Genomic DNA, 17,402 nt, shown 5'->3' on the forward strand with positions numbered 1-17,402 from the left:
ATTATCCCTTTCGCTTAAACATATTCAGCATGCGATCTGTAACCATAAAGCCGGCTACAATGTTGATGCTTGCCAGAGTCACGGCGATAAAACCGAGTACGCCGGCAACATTGGGAGAGAGGTCCGAGCTGCCAGCGCTGATGATGGCGCCCACGATGACGATCCCGGAAATGGCGTTGGTGCCACTCATCAATGGCGTGTGGAGTGTTGGTGGCACCTTGTTGATCAGTTCAATGCCAACAAACAGTGCCAGAATGAAAATGGTGAAGCTGAGAACAAACAGTTCCATCAGGCGGTTTCCTTGCTTTCGGTGGGTTCGTTTTTTGGGGCGGAAGGCTCAGCGCCGTGAAGCACCTGTCCGCCCTGGGTGACCAGGGTTGCGGACACAATGTCGTCGTCAAAGTTGGGAACAAGCTGCCCGGCTTTGGTCATGTTGAGAAGGAAGGCGGTTATGTTCCTGGTCAGCAGTTGGGAGGCATGAACCGGCACCCGGGAAGGGTGGTTGGCGTGCCCGACAAGTGTTACCCCATCCACCACGATTTTTTTATTCAGCACGGTGCCCTCTACGTTGCCACCTTTATCGGCCACCAGGTCGACAATCACCGAGCCACTCTTCATGCGATGAATCATGTCGCTGTTAATCAGTTTCGGTGCCTGTTTGCCTGGAACCGCCGCGGTCGTGACCACCATATCCGCCCGTGCAACACAATCTGCCAGTTGCTGGCGCTGTGCTGTATAGAAGGCTTCGCTCTGGGCTTTTGCATAGCCGCTGTCGCCGGTGGTCTCCGATGATGGCACCTGAATTTCGATAAAATCGGCTCCCAGGCTCTGAACCTGCTCTTTTACTTCTGGTCGCAGATCGTAAGCCTCGACTACGGCGCCCAGGCGCCGCGCGGTAGCGATGGCCATCAATCCGGCGACGCCGGCACCGATGACAAGTACCCGCGCCGGGTGAATGGTGCCGGCGGCGGTCATCAGCATCGGGAAGTATCGTGGCAGTGCCATGGCGCCGCTGAGCACGGCTCGATAGCCACTGATGCCGGCCATGGCACTCAGCACATCCATCGGCTGCGCCCGGGTTGTTCTGGGCACGAGGTCTAGCGCAAATGCCTGTACTTTTCTGGACGCAAACCGCTCCAGAAGTGGCTTGTTGAACCATGGGTTCAGCAAGCTGATGATCGTACTCTCTTCCTGAATAAGATCGGCTTCCTCGAGGGTGGGGGCCAGCACTTTTAGAATGACGGATGCTTGCCGATACAGGGCACTGGCATCGTCAGCGATGATTGCGCCGGCATGGCGATAATCGTCATCGGTAAAGTGTGCGGCCAATCCAGCGCCGCTCTCGACGATGACTTCGTAGCCAGCTTCGAGCAGCGTCGAAACACCGGTGGGTATGATAGCGACCCGGTTCTCATTCGGGACTCGCTCTCGGGGTATGCCAATCATCATGCGTAAAGGCTCCGTTCAGTTTGAGTGTTTTCCATGCCATTACCCAATGCCAGGGTACTGAGGGTGTGCTTGCGGATGTCTGCCAGAAGCTGGTGATCCTGCTGCAGCGACTGGCCGTAGCTGGGGATCAGTGCCTGAAGGGTTTGTAGGGAGGCGCCCTGAACCAGTTCGGGCAGGCAGCGCTCTATCACATCGAGCATGGCGGCGACGCAGGTGGACGCGCCGGGGGAGGCGCCCAGCAGCGCTGCCAGACTGCCATCGCTGGTGCTCAGGACTTCCGTGCCGAACTCCAGTAAACCGCGGCCTTGGCTATCGGGTTTAATGATCTGCACCCGTTGCCCGGCTCTCACCAGCTTCCAGGCGTCGGGATCAATGTCCGGGATAAAACGCTGCAGCTGCTCAAGGCGCGATGATTTCGGGCTGAGCGACTCCTTGATCAGATAGCGGGTCAGTGGCCAGTTGTGGATAGCCACATCAAGCAGCGGCTTCAGGTTGTGGTGTCTTACTGACCGAACCAGATCCATCACGCCACCTTCTTTGAGAAAGCGTGTTGTGAAACCGGCGAAGGGACCGAACAGCAGAGCAGCCTTACCGTTGATAAAACGGGTATCGAGGTGCGGAACAGACATGGGCGGAGCACCCACCGGGGCCTGACTGTAGACTTTGGCGTTGTGCTGGAGAGCCAGGCTCTGGTCATTGCAAGCCAGCCATAGTCCGGAAACGGGGAAGCCGCCATACCCGCGGGCTTCCTGAACCCCCGCTTTTTGCAACAGGGGCAGCGCGGCGCCACCGGCGCCGATAAAGACAAAGCGGGCCGTGAGAACCTGTTGTTCGCCACTCTCATGATTGGTAAGCGTCACCCGCCATCCGCGGTTGTGACGTTCAAGCCCCGTCACCCGGCGCTGAAGGCGGATATCGCAGGCCCCGGACTGGGTGAGTGAACGCCCCAGCAGGCGGGTCAGCGAGCCGAAATTGACATCACTGCCATGCGTTACGCGGGTGGCTGCCGAGGGTGTGAATGTTTGCTGCGCTCCGTGGATCAGAGGCAGCCAGTCTGAGAGCGTCGAATCCTGATCAGTGAATTCCATACCCTGGAAAAGTGGGTGGGTCTGCAATGCGCGGTGCCTGGCGCGCAGGAACCGGCAGTCGTCCTGGCCTTGCACCCAACTGAGGTGCGGTACGCTGCGGATAAAGTTTTCAGGCCCCGGCAGCAGGCCCTTCTCGACGAGTGAACTCCAGTATTGAAGGGATACCTCAAACCGCTCATTGATGGCCAGCGCCCTGTCAATGGCGACGCTGCCATCGCCCTGTGCCGGGGTATAGTTGAGCTCGCAGTAGCCTGCGTGACCCGTTCCGGCATTGTTCCAGGCGTCGGAGCTCTCGCCGGCCAATTGCCGGCCCTGCTCGACCAGTGTCATCGAGCGCGAGCTGTCCAGCTGTGAAATAAGAGACGCCAGCGTAATGCTCATTACGCCGCCGCCAATCAGAAGTACATCTGTATCGAAGCTCGCCATAGTATGACCCTTTCGGTAGCAAACGAATAAAAGGGTTCATACTTTAGTCGAACGTCTGGTTCGTAAAAATCGTGTTTCTTGGTATTAAAGGATCGAAAAAACCGACCTATTTCAGGCCGAAGCCTCTTTTATTCAGGAACTCCTTCATGTGCGGCCGGAGCTTGCTGGTAAACAGCGGCTTGAGCTGTTCAGACCAGCTGGTGTCTTTGTTGCCGCCGGTGCGCTCGCGGTAATAGCGGGCCATTGTATCGTCGAAGCTGGCGACCAGCCGCTCGTCAGTTGAGTCGTCGTAGCTGTCTTCCTTGAGAATGGCTGCCAGAGGCAGGCGCGGCTTCACTTCCGGTTGCTGGTCCGGATAGCCCAGGCACAGACCAAATACCGGGTACACATGTTCCGGTAATTTGAGTAGATCGCTCACTTCCTGCGGGTTGTTGCGAATACCGCCAATGTAGCAGATACCCAGTCCTTCCGATTCAGCCGCTACCACCACATTCTGCGCAATCAGGGCGGTATCAATGCTGGCCACCAGCAGTTGCTCGGTCATACCACGAATCACATCCGCTCCGGCTTTCTCTGCCGATTCGGTGGCCCGCTTCATATCGGCGCAGAACACCAGGAAATCCGAGCAGCTTTCCACATAGGTCTGCCCCCCAGCCAGTTCTGCCAGTTTCCGACGGCTTTCCGGATTGACCACATGAATAATGGTGTAGGCCTGGACGTGGTTGGAGGTAGCTGCGCATTGCCCGGCACGGATCAGGTCTTCAAACAGTTCCCGGGGAATCTGCTGATCCTTGAATTTGCGGATGGAGCGATGGGATTTCAGGAGTTCAATGGTCGGATTCATAGGACCTCATCTGCTGCAGGTAAAGGCAGACGATAGCTTGCTTATCAGGACGGACACAACAGGACAAAGGTGGGGATTTGTTCGTATGGCCCCGTGCCCTGAACGAAAAAGCGCGCCCGTAGGCGCGCTGTAAACGATGTCAGCCGATCAGACGATCACGGCACCATATCGGTTGGCCGGGGGGTAGTGGCTGTGCTCGGCGGCAGGATCGGATACCGGATTTCCGGCACGTTACCGGTCAGGGTCTTGAGGAAGGCAACGATGGATTGAACCTCGCTGTCGTTCAGCTCAGTGCCCAGCTGCGCAGTACCCATTACAGCGACGGCTTCATCCAGGCTCCAAACCGCACCAGAGTGGAAGTACGGAGCAGTCAGTTCGATGTTGCGCAGTGGCGAGGCACGGAACACATACTCGTCGGTGGCTGTCTGGGTCACTTCGAAGCGGCCGCGGTCACCCTCGGGCAGAATGGCACCGCCTGGGCGTTCGACCAGACCAAACGGATAGTATTCCTGGCCACCCAGGTTCACACCACTGTGGCAGGCCGCGCAGCCACGATCCATGAACAGGGCCAGTCCCTCTTTCTCTTTTTCATTCATCGCCTCAGTGTTGCCACGCAGGTACTTGTCGAAATCTGAGTCCGGAGTGATCAAGGTTGCCTCGAAAGCTTCGATGGCAATGGCCATATTATCGAAGGTTACCGGGTCATCCTGTCCCGGGAAGGCATCGCCAAAGCGCTCAACATAATCCGGCATACTCTTCAGGGTAGAAACCACTCGCTCCGGCGTGCTGCTCATTTCCACGCCCGCCTGAACCGGGCCCTTGGCCTGTTCGGCAAGGTCGGCTGCCCGGCCATCCCAGAACTGCGCTGCGTTGAACACCGCGTTGAATACCGTCGGGGAGTTACGGGGGCCTTTCTGCCAGCCGTGACCGATGGACACCGGCAAGTAATCATCTCCGCCTAAACCGACGTTGTGGCAGGTGTTACAGCTGATCAGATGGCTGGAAGACAGGCGCGGTTCGAAGAACAGCATCTTGCCCAGTTCCACCTTGGATTGGGTCAGCTCGTTGCCGTCAATCACTGGCGGGTATTTGGGAATCGGTTCGAAGGTGCTTCTGGCCCGGTCGAGCAGCTGATCCGCGGCAGCGGAACCTGCCATGAATCCAAGACTCAGAATCAGGGCTTTGGTTAACGGACGTTTTATCATGGTTCACTCTCCTTATGAGACAGGTCTGGTCTCTCTGAACCAAAGTTAACAAATGCCCCGGCAACTGCACGGAAAACCGGTCAGAGTTGGCGTCATAATTGATGTCTGTCAATTTTCACTTTTTGTCGTGGATATTCAGGGTTAGCTGCGACATTTCGCCGCTGAACGAAGCGGTTTGGTGGGTGTAAAATGGTAGGTTATATCGTTATGCTCGAAGAGAGATCCTAGACTCAAAACAGGAGATTGCCATGAAATCGTTACTCGTGATGTTGCTGTTCAGTTTTGGCCTGGTGACCACGGCCCAGGCAGAGGAAGCGCTGTCAGTGACACCACAGGAAACCCTCGATATGGTTCAGGAACAGGGTGACCAGGTGCTGTTCATTGACGTACGGGACCCAGTGGAAATCATGTTCATCGGCTTTACCGATGCGGTGGATCTGAACATTCCGTTCCAGGTGGTGGATCGCACCCGGTTCAATGAAGAAAAAGCCGTCTTCGCCATGGACATCAATGAAAATTTCGTCGCCGAGGTGGACGCCGCGCTGGCCGAAAAGGGCCTGGATCGGGATTCGCTGATCATCACCATGTGTCGTTCAGGTTCTGCCCGTGGTAAGCCCAGCGCAGACTATTTGCTGGAGCGCGGCTTTACCAACGTGAAGTATGTGGATCACGGCTTCCAGGGGGACTCCCTGAAAGAAGGCCCCCAGAAGGGCATGCGCCTGAAGAATGGCTGGCAGAATTCCGGAATGCCCTGGTCTACCAAAGCCAACCCGGAAAAAATCTACCGTCCTTAATCGTTGGGGTGCCTGCGATGGCAGGCACCCGTTCTCTTCCAGTTATTCCTCAATGCAGATTTCCCGTCGGCGTACGGCAATCGCCGTTCTCAGCACAAGCCCCGCGATCAACACCACCAGAATTAACAGCAGGCCAACGCCCAGCCATTTGAAGAACGGGCTGTCCAGGCGCTGATACATGGTTAATGTAGCGATGGTGATGGCGGCCATCGGAAACGAATAAGCCCACCAGGACAGGAAAAACTGCAACTTCAGGAATCGCGACACCTGGGTAAACAGCATCAGGGTGAGAAACAGGGCGCTGTAATAAAGCACCCGGGCAAAGCTGTCGAGTTCACCGGTAAGCTGGAGCCAGGACACGAAGCCTACTCCCGGCGGCGCGATCAGGATGAACAATGTGGGTAGCAGCTTGCCAGGCAACGGGTGGTGGAAAAACATCCGGTTGAAGATGATGGTCAGTAACACCAGCCAGAACACCAGGCCAATGCTGAAGAAAAACCAGGAAAGCTCGGTAAAACCATGTTGCACCCCGGCAATGGGCACCAGAATGTTACCGACAATCGGGATGAACCAGGCCGGGTTCATGTGGTTGATCTCGAAGTGAGTGTGGTGAATCCATGCCGAGAGCACGTAAAGCGTGAAACCCAGATGCAGTACTGTGCCTAAACCCCAGATAATCAGAGACGCGCCCTGACGGTGAGGGAGCAGAGCAATACTGATCAGAATCAACCCGATGGAAATGGTCGGAGCAAAATTGAGTTTGATCGGGTGGTTCAGTTCTGCCTTCACCTGCTGAGGGTATCGTGCCGCCTTCAGGGCATAGAGCAATGCCAGGCTGGTAAACACCGTTATGGTCAGAACCAACGCGGTGAGGCTGGCGGTTGAGGGAAGGCCAAAGACCGCCTCGGCCCGATGCAAGGCAATGGTCAGGCCGGCCAGGCCCATCACCGTGGCAAACCATGAGACGGGGAAGTTTTGCAGGCGGGAGGATTCAGCTTGGGCCATTGTTTACCTCAGTTGTCTGTTTAGAACCTGAAACGCCAGCCCTAGGGCTGGCGTTGTCGCTATAACGCGGCTACCCGATCACCTCAGAAGGTGAAGGTGCGCATTTTGCGGTCTAGCATCTGGTCGGCCATCTGCGGCGGCATGGCGACACCAATACCGTCAATCAGGTCGTCTTTGCCGTGGTCGCTGTTAGGCAGGTACAGCGCACAAACGTGTGCAGTACCACCCGCTTTCAACAGTCCACGCAGCATTTGACCGGGCGTCACGTTACGCGGTGCCAGGGCTTCGCCTTCATAGGATTTCAGAGCCAGGTCACCGGCTTCATCGCACAGCAGCACGTTAACCTTGGCGCCTTTCTCCGCCATGGTATTGGCCAGCACCATAGCCATGCCCTGAGTCTGGAGGGAGTCGCTGGACAGAATCACCAGAACTTCTTCTACGGCGTTACCTTTGTTCCCGTGGCTAGCGGCCATCGCGTGCATCGGTGCCAGTGTAACCAGAACGGCCAGGGTGAAAAGTTTGAGAATATTTGTCATTGGTTGGGCTCCTTGAGTGAGTATGTCGCTTACCAATATAGAGCGGCGATGGGAGCGAGTTCAGTGACATTGTCACTGTCGGGCGAAAGAGTGAGATGCAAATTCAGGGTAGTGCCCGGACTGTCTGCCCACGTCTACATGGCCACCATTGGCACGACGGTGACCAGTCAGATCAAGCCCATGATCACCGGTTACGAAGATCTTGAGGAACGGCACTAGCCGCTCCTACTCACCGTCCTCGTTATTCATTGATTGCTATCGAAAATAGTTGGTCGATTACCTTCCCCTATAATCGATATAGAAATGTATATTGCTAATAGGTATATCGTTATTCATTTATGTATGGTTTAGTGGTCGGCGAGTGATCCACACCATTCCGAGGAGGAAACGACTATGCAACAGCCAATAGTCACCCACTTCTTCGACGAAGCGACCAATACCTTCAGCTACGTCGTGAAAGATCCGGGCAGTGATGCCTGTGCCATTATCGATTCGGTGCTTGATTTCGATTACGCCGCTGGCCGTACCGATGTTCGCTCAGCCGACGAGATCGTGCGTTATGTCCAGGACAACGGCCTGGTGGTGGAATGGATTCTGGAAACCCATGTCCACGCGGACCACCTCTCGGCAGCGCCGTATTTGCAGGAGCGGCTTGGCGGTAAGACCGGTATCGGCGCGCGCATCATTGTGGTTCAGGAAATCTTTGGTAAGGCCTTCAATGCCGGTACCGAGTTTGCCCGGGACGGCAGCCAGTTCGGACAGTTGTTCGAAGAAGGTGACCGTTTCCGGATCGGTGCGCTTGAGGGTTATGTGCTTCACACCCCCGGCCACACACCGGCCTGCCTGACCTATGTCATCGGCGACGCTGCGTTTGTCGGGGACACCCTGTTTGCCCCGGATTCCGGCACGGCTCGGTGTGATTTCCCGGGGGGAGACGCCAAGGTGCTCTATCAATCAGTGCAGAAGGTGCTGGCACTGCCGGTCGAGACCCGCATTTTCCTCTGCCACGACTATAAAGCCCCGGGCCGGGATGAGTATCAGCATCAGACCACGGTCGCTGAACAGCGGGCACGCAATATCCACGTTCGCGAGGGTATGGCGGAAGAGGAGTTTGTGCGCCTGAGAACCGAGCGGGATGCCACCCTGGATATGCCGCGGCTGATTCTTCCTTCGGTGCAAGTAAACATGCGCGCCGGAGAAATGCCTGAGGCGGAGCAAAACGGTCAAGTTTATCTGAAAGTACCGGTCAACCGGTTTTGAGCAGGTTGACCCAGAGGAGAGCAAGTAATGAAAGTGCATTTTGTTGAACCCGGATTTGCGATTTCGGACGAGATTACCCCTGAGGATTTCGAGAGCGTTCGCCAGCAGGGTTTCAAAGCGGTGATTTGCAACCGGCGGGTGGGCGAAGAAGGCTACGAAAGTGAGGATGTTTTTCGTGAGTCAGCGGAGCGCGCGGGGTTGCAATGGTTCTGTGTGCCGGTGGCCTCCGGCGAGTACACCGCCGCCGATGTCGAAGCGTTCGGCAAGGCGCTGGATGCGGCGCCGACACCAATCCTGGGCTTTTGCAGGACCGGCCGGCGAGCGGTGCATATGTGGGCCCAGAGCCGCGCCCAGAATCCGCAATGCAACATCCCGATGTTGCTTAAGGCCGCGCACGAAGCAGGGCACGACCCGCAATCCATCCGTGATTTGCTGGATAAGAAGGCAGGATGATCAAGCCATCGATCATTTGCTTAAAACTAATAGACCTATAGATATATTGAAATTGATATAACGAAAGGACTCGCTTACTCTGAACTTGCTGTTAACAAAACCACTGATGTGAAAACCCGACAGGAGAAATGACATGACAATTCGACTCGGCGAAACCGCCCCGGATTTCAACGTAGACACCACCAAAGGCAAGATGAGCTTCCACGAGTGGGCAGGCGATTCCTGGGTGTTCTTCTTCAGCCACCCGGCGGACTTCACCCCGGTATGCACCACTGAAATGGGCCGGACTGCCCAGCTGGCGCAAGAGTTCGCAGCTCGCAACGTCAAGCCTCTGGGTCTGTCTACCGACTCGGTAGAAGAGCACCTGAAGTGGATTGACGACGTTAACGACACCCAGAGCTGTGATCTGCAGTTCCCGATCGTTGCCGACGAAGACTTCAAGATTGCTCAGCTGTACGAAATGATTCACCCGGGCGAGAGCGAAACCGCCGCTGTGCGCAGCGTGTTCATCATCGACCCGAACAAGAAAGTACGCCTGACCATGACCTACCCGATGGCGGTTGGTCGTAACTTCGACGAGATCCTGCGCGCCATTGACGCACTGCAGTTTGCGGATGCCAACAAGTGTGCGATGCCCGCCGACTGGCGCAAGGGTGGTGAAGTAATCATTCCGCCGTCTATCGACAACGAAAAGGCCAAGGAAATGTTCCCGCAGGGCTGGAACGAACTGCGTCCTTACCTGAGAATGACCAAGATCTGATCAGGTCTCCGGTCCAGAAAGCGCCCCGTTAATCGGGGCGTTTTTCGTTGTAAAACTCAGCTTTCGTCAATGCTCAGCAGGTCGCTGGGCGATTGCAGGCCACCGCTGGCCAGGCGGATCTTCACCTCAAGGTTGTGCCTGGAGTTGGCATTGCTGAGTGCCTCTTCCCGGGTAATCTTGCGCTGATCGTAAAGTTCAAGAATGGCCTGGTCGAAGGTCTTCATGCCCTGTTCGCCGCCCCGGGTCATGATGTCGGCAATGCCATCTATCTCACCCTTGGAGATCAAATCCCGAATGTAGGGGCTGGCAAGCATTACTTCCACGGCGACCACCCGTTTGCCGTCTTTGCCCTTCAGCAGTCGCTGGGCCACCACCGCTTTCAAGTGCATGCTCATATCCATGAACAGCTCCTTGTGGGCGTGCTCGGGAAAGAAGTTCACAATCCGGCGCATGGTATGGTCCACGTTGCTGGCGTGCAGGGTGGAGATGCACAGGTGGCCGGTTTCAGCATAGGTGAGGGCGTGTTTCATGGTGTCCCGATCGCGTATTTCGCCAATCATGATGACATCCGGCGCTTCCCGCATGGCCCGGCGCAGGGCTTCGTTATAGGAGCGGGTGTCTACCCCCACTTCCCGCTGGTTAACCACACTTTTCCTATGGTTGTGGGTGTATTCAATGGGGTCTTCCACCGTCAGAATGTGGCCAGACTGGTTGCCGTTACGGTGGTCAATCATCGAGGCCAGGGTGGTGGATTTACCGGAGCCGGTGGAGCCAACCACCAGTATCAGTCCACGGGGTTCCATAATCAGTTCTTTCAGCACCGATGGCAGGCCAAGACTTTCAATGGAGGGAATGTCGTTGCGCAGATGGCGCACCACCATACTGACTTCGCCGCGTTGCCAGAACACATTCACCCGGAAGCGCCCAACCTCGTTCACCCCGATTGCCATGTCCAGTTCCAGGTTCTTCTCGAACTCGGCCCGCTGCTTGTCGTTCATCACCGAATAGGCCAGTTGCCGGACCGCGCCCGAGGCCAGGGGGTTCTGGGTGATCGGGCCGGTTTTGCCCTCGACCTTCATCATCACCGGTGAACCGGTAGAAAAGAAAAGGTCAGAGGCGCCCTTGTTGGCCATGACTTTCAGGTAGGCGGGCAGTTCCATGGAGGCTCCTTGAATGGCTTTCCTCGAAGCATAGGCTAGACCCAGGGTTATGGCGATTGGCCGGACAACCCTATTTTTACTTGCAGGTAAAAATTATGCTTTACGTTTTGTGCCGATATGCAGAATTTTATCTAGTAAGGAGGCACTTTTGCCCCCACGGTCGAGGTGATCGAATGTTCGTCAAAACCAACACCACCGGATTTTCTGATGCATTAACCCGCGAGGCGGAGGGGCTCGAAAGCCTTCGCGAAGCGTTGGTGCAGGTTGGTGTCGAGCATTTGAGAATTCCGCAAGTGGCTGAGGTCGATCAGCACCAGCTGGTGATGACCCAGATCGTGTCGGTTGCCCCGGACGACCGATGCCTGACCCTGCTCGGTGAAGGCTTGGCCCGATTACACCAACAAAAGCGGGAACACTACGGCTGGGGCCGGGATAATTACATCGGTTTGTCACCGCAACCCAATGAGTATATGGACTCCTGGGGGCGGTTCTTTGTCGACTATCGACTCCGGTACCAGGTCAGCCGGATTGCTGATCCGGTTATTAGAGAAAGGTTTCAACGCGTTCTTGACCAAAGTAGCGCTGCGCTTACCCGCTGGCTGGACAGCCACTGCGAGCACCCCAGCCTTCTGCACGGTGATTTGTGGAATGGCAACGTGTTGTTCGATTACGACGGCCCTTGGTTAATTGACCCTGCGGTGTACCAGGGTGACCGGGAAGCGGACATTGCCATGACGGAAATGTTTGGCGGCTTTGGTGCGGCCTTTTATAGCGCTTATGACAGTGTTTATCCTCGCTCAGAGGTCTATACCACCAAGCGCGAGATCTATAACCTCTACCATTACCTGAATCACTACAACCTGTTTGGCGCCGGTTATCTGGGGGGATGCGAACGGGGTATGAAGGTAGTTGCGAGGGTCTGACCAGCAGATGCGACCACTGAAAGCAGATCAAAACGACAAGGTTCGACTATTTTTGACAACTGGAAGTTTGAACTATTCCTTCGTGGGTTTGCTTGTTTCGGGCTCAGCTTTCTTGGCAGAAAAATCATTGTTCAGAAAAACCTCTGACAGAATGGCCTGCTCGATATAACTGCGTTGCCCAGTGCGGGTGGGTAAGCGGACGGTTAGATGAATCTCTCCGGCGGCTGGAGCCTGGATCGTGACCCTGGGATCGACAGAGGGCACTTCCAGTCCTCGGGCCGTACCCACTTTGCTCATGTACTTGCGGGCAATATCTAGATACGGCTCGCAGTGGTGGTTTGCGGCATTTAACAGGGCCTCCCGGGCCGCTGGCCAGTTATCTTCGCGTTTGAAAGGCACAGTAAAGACATGAAAATCCCAGTGGTCGGTAAAACTCTCATTAGTGACTGGCTCCGATACAAACAACGCATTGGGCAACACGATCATCCGCCCGGTGCGCTGATGGCTGGCCTTGCCGGGCCCAACTTCCAGCAGCGTGGTGGTCAGCAGGGTCTGGTCGATCACATCACCCCTAAAATCCTTTACCTGAATACGATCGCCAATGCTGAATGAGCCGGCACCGCCTTTGAGAATGGAGCCGGACACACAAAGAATCAGTTCCTTGGTGGCCACTACAAACGCTACCGCGATGGCGACAATCGACAGGGCCAGGGAGCGAAGCTGCTCGCCCCAGATAAAGACCAGGCCGAACACCGCCAGTAACACCAGTGCGTTTCGGGAATTGACCAAGAGCCGGCCGCGCAGTTCAGAAGACGCCACGTTGCGCCGGATAACCCCTGCGATGACAACCCTCAGGGCAATCACACCAAGGATCAGGAGCGTGGTGCTGATCAGCAGTGGTAAGGCGGAATCCGGCAGGGTGAGGTTGTCTGGAAACCAGGCCAGGCTTTCGGGCATAGCTAGCATCCTTGGGCTATAAGCGGTTGATGGTTACCCGTGCTGAATGGTCGGGTTCAGTCAAACGAAACCCGAGCGCCCGCCAACATCAGATTCGAACGGCTACCCGCCCGCTCCATCACCGCCAATTTGTAGGAAGCGTCCTCTTTGAACGCCTTGGCGTATTCGCTGGGGATGTCTGCGGCGGTGGGAATGTCAGCCTTGAGAGGATTCACCGGCCGGCCATTCACGTGCAGTTCAAAGTGCAGGTGAGGGCCGGTGCTGCGTCCGGTGTTGCCAGACAGCGCAATTCTCTCACCCCGCTGAATGGACTGTCCTTTCTTGACCAGAATCTTGTGCAGATGCAGGTAGCGGGTTTTGTAAGCGTTGCCGTGGTCGATGTCGATGTACTTGCCTGCGAAAGGATGGTTACCTACTCGCTGCACGATGCCATCGCCGGTACTGAAAATGGGGGTGCCAATGGGGGTGGCCAGATCAACGCCGTTGTGCGGGGCGATTCGCTTGGTTACCGGGTGCTTGCGGTTCAGATTGAAGTGGGAGCTGACCCGGTAAGGCGTCTGGGTGGGCCAGCGGCGAAACGCGGGCAGCACACTTTTTCCGTTTTGGTCGTAGTAATTGCCGTCCTCAAACCGGAACGCGGTGTGTGTGCGACTCCCCCGCTTCAGCGAAACCGCTTCAACCCGGGTTTTACCGGTGCTTTGATCATCGGTCATTTCATGGCTGATGATGACGGCAAACTGGTCGCCGGCACGTAAATCCCGCCGGAAATTCAGGCGGTTTTCAAGCAACTGGTTGACCGAGGCAATCTGGTGCGCGGTGAGCCCTGCTTTTACCGCAGAAACGTAGAAGCTGCCTTCAATGGAACCTCTCAGCACTTCAGACACCCAATGAGTGTCTGCTTCCATCCGTCGGTATTCGAACTGGTCATCGTCGGTGCGGGTATAGAAAACGGTTCGGGCGGAATCAAGCACAAGGGCAAGCTCGGTGAACCTGTCCTGATCGTCAAAGGTCAGCCGCAGCTGGGTGCCGGGTTGCAGGGTTTCCAGGGCCAGGTATTCCACATCCGTTTCCATGATCTTGTACAGATCAGACGTGGGTGCCCCGTGGCGGCTGAAAATACTGCTCAGGGTATCGCCGGGCTGAACTTCGTGGTGCTGGGTGCGGGTGTCTGAACGGGATTCGGCAAGCGTATTGGGCAGCGTCTCAACGCTGGCAGAGGGATCTGCAGGGGTAACCAGGGGCTCAACCGGAAGGGCGGGTATCTTCGCGGATGAGCTTTGTGTGGACCAGAAGCTGGCAATCAGCACCATGAGCACGGTGATGCCAAGCAGCACCTTGTGAGTTGGAGTGAATGCCTGTTGCTTTGCCATCGTTCAATAAACCCCGCTCGCCCTGAAACCGTTCCGACAAGCTTTAAACCTGATTGCGTACTGCACGCCCTGCGGGCATGCTCCGAAAGCAGTTTAACAGGTGATGCCCATCCGGTGTTAACCCTCCTCGTCAGGGCTTGGCGGAGAGTTTTACCGTCATCGCACTGTAGCCTCGTACAAAATTGGACTGAACGTACTCGGGCTCTGCCAAAACTTCAATACGGTCAAAGCGTTTCAGTATCTCCTCCCATAAGATCCTGAGCTGCAATTCTGCCAGGCGGTTACCCATGCAGCGGTGCACGCCGAAACCGAAGGAAAGATGCTTACGCACGTTTTTCCGATCAATAATGAACTGGTCCGGGTCTTGCTCGAAGGCCCGCTCATCCCGATTGCCCGAGGCGTACCACATCACCACCTTGTCACCCTCTTTGATGATCTGGCCGTTTAGTGTCACGTCTTTTTTGGCCACTCGGCGCATGTAGGCCAAGGGTGTTTGCCAGCGGATGATCTCGGACACCATATTGGGAATCAGCTCGGGATTCTGTTTGAGTTTTGTGAACTCCTCTGGAAACTGGTTAAGCGCCAGCACGCCTCCGGTCATGGAATTACGGGTGGTATCGTTGCCGCCGATGATCAGCAGCACCATGTTGCCCATAAACTCCATGGGGTGGTTGATCATATCCCGGGTGTCCTCGTTGGCCAGCAGCAAGCTGATCAGATCGAATCCGGTTTCTTCGCCAGCAGCTTTCCGTGCCTCCTTTTCTCGCCACAACAACGACATCTGCTGCGCCATATCGGCGGCCGCCCGGAAAAACTCGTCACGGTTGGCGTGCCCCCCGGTGGATTCCGGCGCGCCGGAGGCCACATCCGACCAGTAAGCCAATTTGTGGCGCTGCTCAAAGGGGAAATCGAACAGGGTGGCCAGCATACGGGAAGTGAGTTCAACCGATACCCGTTGGACCCAGTCAAAAGGCTCATCCACCGGCAGGTGGTCCAACACGTCGGCGGTGCGGCTACGAATCAGCGCTTCCATTTGTGCCAGGTTCTTAGGCGCCACCACTCCCTGCACGGCCTGGCGCTGGGCGTCGTGTTTGGGCGGGTCCATGGCAATAAAGGTTTCAATCTCCAGGCCCTCGGGCTGAGGCCCGATGGAAATGATGGGTTCCGCAGAGAACAGGTCATGGCGGGTGTCGACAAATAGGATGTCTTCATAGCGGGTGATCGACCAGAACGGGCCGAACGGACTGTGCTTCTGGAAATGCACCGGGCACTCATCCCGCAACCGCTTGAAATAGGATCGCCACAGGCCTTGTCGATACAGGAAGGGGTTGCTGACGTCGATGTCTTGCAGTGCCAGGGTCGATACATCCGGCAGCGGAGCCTCCTGGAATACTGGGACGGCCCGGCTCCTGCCGGTCCGCTGTTTGACGTTCTGAACGGCGTGGGCGCCGCGGACTTGCCAGTGAACAGGGATCATCGCCGCAGCCTTATCCATAACCGGCTTCAGTGCGGGCTCAATCAGTGAACTCAGAAGGCTCATACAATACCTCGTTTAACTCCGTTGTTTGGTCATCGCCGAATATGCTGCGCCGGCATCTACAACCCTGTTGGCCGCCTACATCTGAAACTCGGGCAGACGCACGATCAGGCCATCCAAGGCTTCCGAGACGGTGACCTGGCAAGACAAGCGGGAGGTGTCGGTTTTCTCCGGTGTGAGGCCGAGCATGCCCTGTTCATCGGCATTGATGTTGCCGGTGGACTGAATCCAGTCCTGATCAACAATCACATGGCAGGTGCCGCAGGCACAGGCGCCGCCGCAATCGGCGTCGATTCCGGGGATGCCGTTGTCAACGGCGGTCTGCATCAGCGTCTGGCCCTCGGCAATCTCGACCACATGGGTGGTGCCGTTGTGCTCGATAAATGTGATCTGACCCATAGGTGCTTTACCTCTGTTGTTTTTGGAGTTAACTCAGTGAAGGCCAGATTACGTTCAGTGAGAGGTGGGTGGCAGGTCATTAATTGACAGAGCGGGGTCATTTAAAGACACTCAAAACATCCGCCTGTCTGCATTAGCGGACGGTTATCCGGCGCTCATACATGGATACAAGAATAACGATGCGCGACATTGACCTGAGCCAGCCGTGTATTCCCTCGAACTACAGCCGTTTGATTGCCCGGGAGCTGGGCTTGCAAGCCAGGGGTGTGTCAGACCTGCTGGCGATGACTCAGTTGTCGGTTGATCAGCTCCTGCAGGAAGACACCTTGCTGACCCCGCAGCAGCAACTGCAGATACTGCAAAACAGTTTGCAGCTGGCGAATGACGACACCTTCGGGTTACGCCTGGGCCGGCGCCTGACGTCGCCCACCCACGGCGCCATGGGGTTTCTGGTCAACAGCAGCCCGGACCTGCTGACGGCCATTCGGGCTTTCCAGGTCTTCCTGCCAACCCGGATGAACCTCGCCCGCCTGGAAATGGCCACCAGGGATGGCTGGCTGGAGCTGACCTGCCATTTTCATATGGAGCTGCCCGAGCAGCTGCAGCGGGTGCTGAGTGAAAGCTTTGCGGTGATCTTTTTTGATTGTGCCGAGTTTATCGTGGGCCGGCCGGTGAAGGAGGTGGCGTGTGGTTTCCTGCATGAGGCGCCGGCTTACCGGGATTGCTACGCTGACTACATTCCCGGTGCGATTACGTTTGGGGCAACCTCCCTGGCGCTGAACATCCCGCTCGACGTGTGCAAGGAGCCCAATGCGTCCGCCAACCATGAGAACTACATGATGGCGCTGAAGCAGTGTGAAGGCATGCTGGCGCAATTGCAGTCAGACCGTGAGAGCTGCAAATACCAGGTACAGAAAATGATGCTTTCTCATCCGCCGGGAGTCTTGACAGAGGAAGAGGCCGCCGCCGCGCTGTTTATCTGCAAGCGCACACTCGCCAGAAGACTGAAAGCGGAAGGCACCAGCTTTCGACAGCTCAGGGACGGCATCCTGTCGCAGCAGGCGATCGGATATCTCCGCGACAGCTCGGTGTCTGTTGAAGCCATTGCGGAGCTGCTTAATTACCACGATGGCGCCAATTTCCGCAGGGCATTCAAGCGGTGGTTTGGCGTTGCGCCGGATCAGTATCGTCGGCAGCTGATATCACAACCGTGATTGTCGGGGCCGACGCGGTGGG

19 protein-coding genes are annotated in these 17,402 nt (G+C 56.4%); 7 read left to right on the forward strand and 12 right to left on the reverse strand.

The genetic code is table 11. The annotated features are described in order from the left end of the window. Window position 1: 1 nt before the first annotated feature. The 5 genes from FIV08_RS01490 to FIV08_RS01510 all read right to left on the reverse strand — a co-directional run bounded on the left by FIV08_RS01490 (window position 2) and on the right by FIV08_RS01510 (window position 5,012). Entirely contained in the window at window positions 2-289 is a 288-nt protein-coding gene (locus FIV08_RS01490; RefSeq protein ID WP_058092994.1) for an NAD(P) transhydrogenase subunit alpha, read from the reverse strand. Then, a complete protein-coding gene (locus tag FIV08_RS01495; protein ID WP_152437121.1) occupies window positions 289-1,449 on the reverse strand; it encodes a Re/Si-specific NAD(P)(+) transhydrogenase subunit alpha in 1,161 nt (386 codons plus the stop codon). The genes FIV08_RS01490 and FIV08_RS01495 overlap by 1 nt, the downstream gene beginning before the upstream one ends. Then, complete coding sequence (gene mqo / locus FIV08_RS01500) at window positions 1,446-2,963, reverse strand: malate dehydrogenase (quinone) (RefSeq protein WP_152437122.1); 1,518 nt, start codon at window positions 2,961-2,963, stop codon at window positions 1,446-1,448. Before mqo ends, FIV08_RS01495 begins: the two co-directional genes overlap by 4 nt. A 106-nt stretch (window positions 2,964-3,069) precedes the next feature. Next, window positions 3,070-3,807, reverse strand: coding sequence for an oxygen-insensitive NADPH nitroreductase (gene nfsA, locus FIV08_RS01505; protein ID WP_152437123.1), 738 nt, complete (start codon window positions 3,805-3,807; stop codon window positions 3,070-3,072). A gap of 155 nt (window positions 3,808-3,962) precedes the next feature. Then, complete coding sequence (locus FIV08_RS01510) at window positions 3,963-5,012, reverse strand: cytochrome-c peroxidase (RefSeq protein ID WP_152437124.1); 1,050 nt, start codon at window positions 5,010-5,012, stop codon at window positions 3,963-3,965. 248 nt (window positions 5,013-5,260) lie between these two features. On the opposite strand from FIV08_RS01510, the gene FIV08_RS01515 reads away from it, so the two are divergent. Continuing rightward, entirely contained in the window at window positions 5,261-5,806 is a 546-nt protein-coding gene (locus FIV08_RS01515; RefSeq protein ID WP_152437125.1) for a rhodanese-like domain-containing protein, read from the forward strand. Window positions 5,807-5,848: 42 nt separating this feature from the next. On the opposite strand, the gene FIV08_RS01520 is transcribed toward FIV08_RS01515, so the two are convergent. After that, window positions 5,849-6,811 carry an SLAC1 anion channel family protein gene (locus FIV08_RS01520; protein WP_152437126.1) on the reverse strand — a complete coding sequence of 321 codons (963 nt, stop codon included), beginning with the start codon at window positions 6,809-6,811 and terminating at the stop codon, window positions 5,849-5,851. Window positions 6,812-6,894: 83 nt separating this feature from the next. Further along, window positions 6,895-7,347, reverse strand: a complete 453-nt coding sequence (locus FIV08_RS01525; RefSeq protein WP_152437127.1) for a hypothetical protein — start codon at window positions 7,345-7,347, stop codon at window positions 6,895-6,897. Window positions 7,348-7,437: 90 nt separating this feature from the next. Between FIV08_RS01525 and FIV08_RS19880 the strand changes: the two genes are divergently transcribed. The 4 genes from FIV08_RS19880 to FIV08_RS01540 all read left to right on the forward strand — a co-directional run bounded on the left by FIV08_RS19880 (window position 7,438) and on the right by FIV08_RS01540 (window position 9,820). Then, on the forward strand, window positions 7,438-7,566 hold the full coding sequence (locus tag FIV08_RS19880; protein ID WP_267313113.1) for a hypothetical protein: 129 nt from the start codon (window positions 7,438-7,440) through the stop codon (window positions 7,564-7,566). A 174-nt stretch (window positions 7,567-7,740) separates the two neighbouring features. Beyond that, window positions 7,741-8,607: an MBL fold metallo-hydrolase gene (locus FIV08_RS01530; protein ID WP_152437128.1), complete on the forward strand. Its 867-nt coding sequence runs from the start codon at window positions 7,741-7,743 to the stop codon at window positions 8,605-8,607. Between the two features lie 27 nt (window positions 8,608-8,634). Continuing rightward, window positions 8,635-9,060, forward strand: coding sequence for a TIGR01244 family sulfur transferase (locus tag FIV08_RS01535; RefSeq protein ID WP_152437129.1), 426 nt, complete (start codon window positions 8,635-8,637; stop codon window positions 9,058-9,060). Between the two features lie 133 nt (window positions 9,061-9,193). Next, the gene (locus tag FIV08_RS01540) at window positions 9,194-9,820 is read left to right on the forward strand and encodes a peroxiredoxin (RefSeq protein WP_152437130.1); all 627 of its coding nucleotides are present in this window, start codon (window positions 9,194-9,196) and stop codon (window positions 9,818-9,820) included. Between the two features lie 56 nt (window positions 9,821-9,876). Here FIV08_RS01540 and FIV08_RS01545 read toward each other — a convergent pair whose 3' ends face one another. Then, entirely contained in the window at window positions 9,877-10,980 is a 1,104-nt protein-coding gene (locus FIV08_RS01545; protein ID WP_152437131.1) for a PilT/PilU family type 4a pilus ATPase, read from the reverse strand. 95 nt (window positions 10,981-11,075) lie between these two features. Between FIV08_RS01545 and FIV08_RS01550 the strand changes: the two genes are divergently transcribed. Beyond that, window positions 11,076-11,903, forward strand: coding sequence for a fructosamine kinase family protein (locus tag FIV08_RS01550; RefSeq protein ID WP_228715473.1), 828 nt, complete (start codon window positions 11,076-11,078; stop codon window positions 11,901-11,903). 72 nt (window positions 11,904-11,975) lie between these two features. Here FIV08_RS01550 and FIV08_RS01555 read toward each other — a convergent pair whose 3' ends face one another. The 4 genes from FIV08_RS01555 to FIV08_RS01570 all read right to left on the reverse strand — a co-directional run bounded on the left by FIV08_RS01555 (window position 11,976) and on the right by FIV08_RS01570 (window position 16,166). Next, window positions 11,976-12,860: a mechanosensitive ion channel family protein gene (locus tag FIV08_RS01555; RefSeq protein WP_152437133.1), complete on the reverse strand. Its 885-nt coding sequence runs from the start codon at window positions 12,858-12,860 to the stop codon at window positions 11,976-11,978. A 56-nt stretch (window positions 12,861-12,916) separates the two neighbouring features. Beyond that, complete coding sequence (locus FIV08_RS01560; RefSeq protein ID WP_228715474.1) at window positions 12,917-14,230, reverse strand: peptidoglycan DD-metalloendopeptidase family protein; 1,314 nt, start codon at window positions 14,228-14,230, stop codon at window positions 12,917-12,919. 130 nt (window positions 14,231-14,360) lie between these two features. After that, complete coding sequence (locus FIV08_RS01565) at window positions 14,361-15,725, reverse strand: cytochrome P450 (protein ID WP_416376913.1); 1,365 nt, start codon at window positions 15,723-15,725, stop codon at window positions 14,361-14,363. A 120-nt stretch (window positions 15,726-15,845) separates the two neighbouring features. After that, window positions 15,846-16,166, reverse strand: a complete 321-nt coding sequence (locus tag FIV08_RS01570; RefSeq protein ID WP_152437135.1) for a 2Fe-2S iron-sulfur cluster-binding protein — start codon at window positions 16,164-16,166, stop codon at window positions 15,846-15,848. Window positions 16,167-16,327: 161 nt separating this feature from the next. On the opposite strand from FIV08_RS01570, the gene FIV08_RS01575 reads away from it, so the two are divergent. Further along, complete coding sequence (locus FIV08_RS01575; protein ID WP_152437136.1) at window positions 16,328-17,380, forward strand: AraC family transcriptional regulator; 1,053 nt, start codon at window positions 16,328-16,330, stop codon at window positions 17,378-17,380. Window positions 17,381-17,402 lie beyond the last annotated feature (22 nt).

The sequence above is a fragment of the Marinobacter sp. THAF197a genome (assembly GCF_009363275.1).
Lineage (GTDB): Bacteria > Pseudomonadota > Gammaproteobacteria > Pseudomonadales > Oleiphilaceae > Marinobacter.

Bases quoted from the DNA above. Each gene is read 5' to 3' on its own strand.
- FIV08_RS01565 (WP_416376913.1), bottom strand. From the start codon at position 15,725: ATGGATAAGGCTGCGGCGATGATCCCTGTTCACTGGCAAGTCCGCGGC.
- FIV08_RS01515 (WP_152437125.1), top strand. From the start codon at position 5,261: ATGAAATCGTTACTCGTGATGTTGCTGTTCAGTTTTGGCCTGGTGACC.
- FIV08_RS01530 (WP_152437128.1), top strand. From the start codon at position 7,741: ATGCAACAGCCAATAGTCACCCACTTCTTCGACGAAGCGACCAATACC.
- FIV08_RS01575 (WP_152437136.1), top strand. From the start codon at position 16,328: ATGGATACAAGAATAACGATGCGCGACATTGACCTGAGCCAGCCGTGT.
- FIV08_RS01520 (WP_152437126.1), bottom strand. From the start codon at position 6,811: ATGGCCCAAGCTGAATCCTCCCGCCTGCAAAACTTCCCCGTCTCATGG.
- FIV08_RS01510 (WP_152437124.1), bottom strand. From the start codon at position 5,012: ATGATAAAACGTCCGTTAACCAAAGCCCTGATTCTGAGTCTTGGATTC.
- FIV08_RS01490 (WP_058092994.1), bottom strand. From the start codon at position 289: ATGGAACTGTTTGTTCTCAGCTTCACCATTTTCATTCTGGCACTGTTT.
- FIV08_RS01540 (WP_152437130.1), top strand. From the start codon at position 9,194: ATGACAATTCGACTCGGCGAAACCGCCCCGGATTTCAACGTAGACACC.
- FIV08_RS01495 (WP_152437121.1), bottom strand. From the start codon at position 1,449: ATGATGATTGGCATACCCCGAGAGCGAGTCCCGAATGAGAACCGGGTC.
- FIV08_RS01545 (WP_152437131.1), bottom strand. From the start codon at position 10,980: ATGGAACTGCCCGCCTACCTGAAAGTCATGGCCAACAAGGGCGCCTCT.
- FIV08_RS01555 (WP_152437133.1), bottom strand. From the start codon at position 12,860: ATGCCCGAAAGCCTGGCCTGGTTTCCAGACAACCTCACCCTGCCGGAT.
- FIV08_RS01535 (WP_152437129.1), top strand. From the start codon at position 8,635: ATGAAAGTGCATTTTGTTGAACCCGGATTTGCGATTTCGGACGAGATT.
- FIV08_RS01550 (WP_228715473.1), top strand. From the start codon at position 11,076: ATGCTTTACGTTTTGTGCCGATATGCAGAATTTTATCTAGTAAGGAGG.
- FIV08_RS01570 (WP_152437135.1), bottom strand. From the start codon at position 16,166: ATGGGTCAGATCACATTTATCGAGCACAACGGCACCACCCATGTGGTC.
- FIV08_RS01525 (WP_152437127.1), bottom strand. From the start codon at position 7,347: ATGACAAATATTCTCAAACTTTTCACCCTGGCCGTTCTGGTTACACTG.
- nfsA (WP_152437123.1), bottom strand. From the start codon at position 3,807: ATGAATCCGACCATTGAACTCCTGAAATCCCATCGCTCCATCCGCAAA.
- mqo (WP_152437122.1), bottom strand. From the start codon at position 2,963: ATGGCGAGCTTCGATACAGATGTACTTCTGATTGGCGGCGGCGTAATG.
- FIV08_RS01560 (WP_228715474.1), bottom strand. From the start codon at position 14,230: ATGGCAAAGCAACAGGCATTCACTCCAACTCACAAGGTGCTGCTTGGC.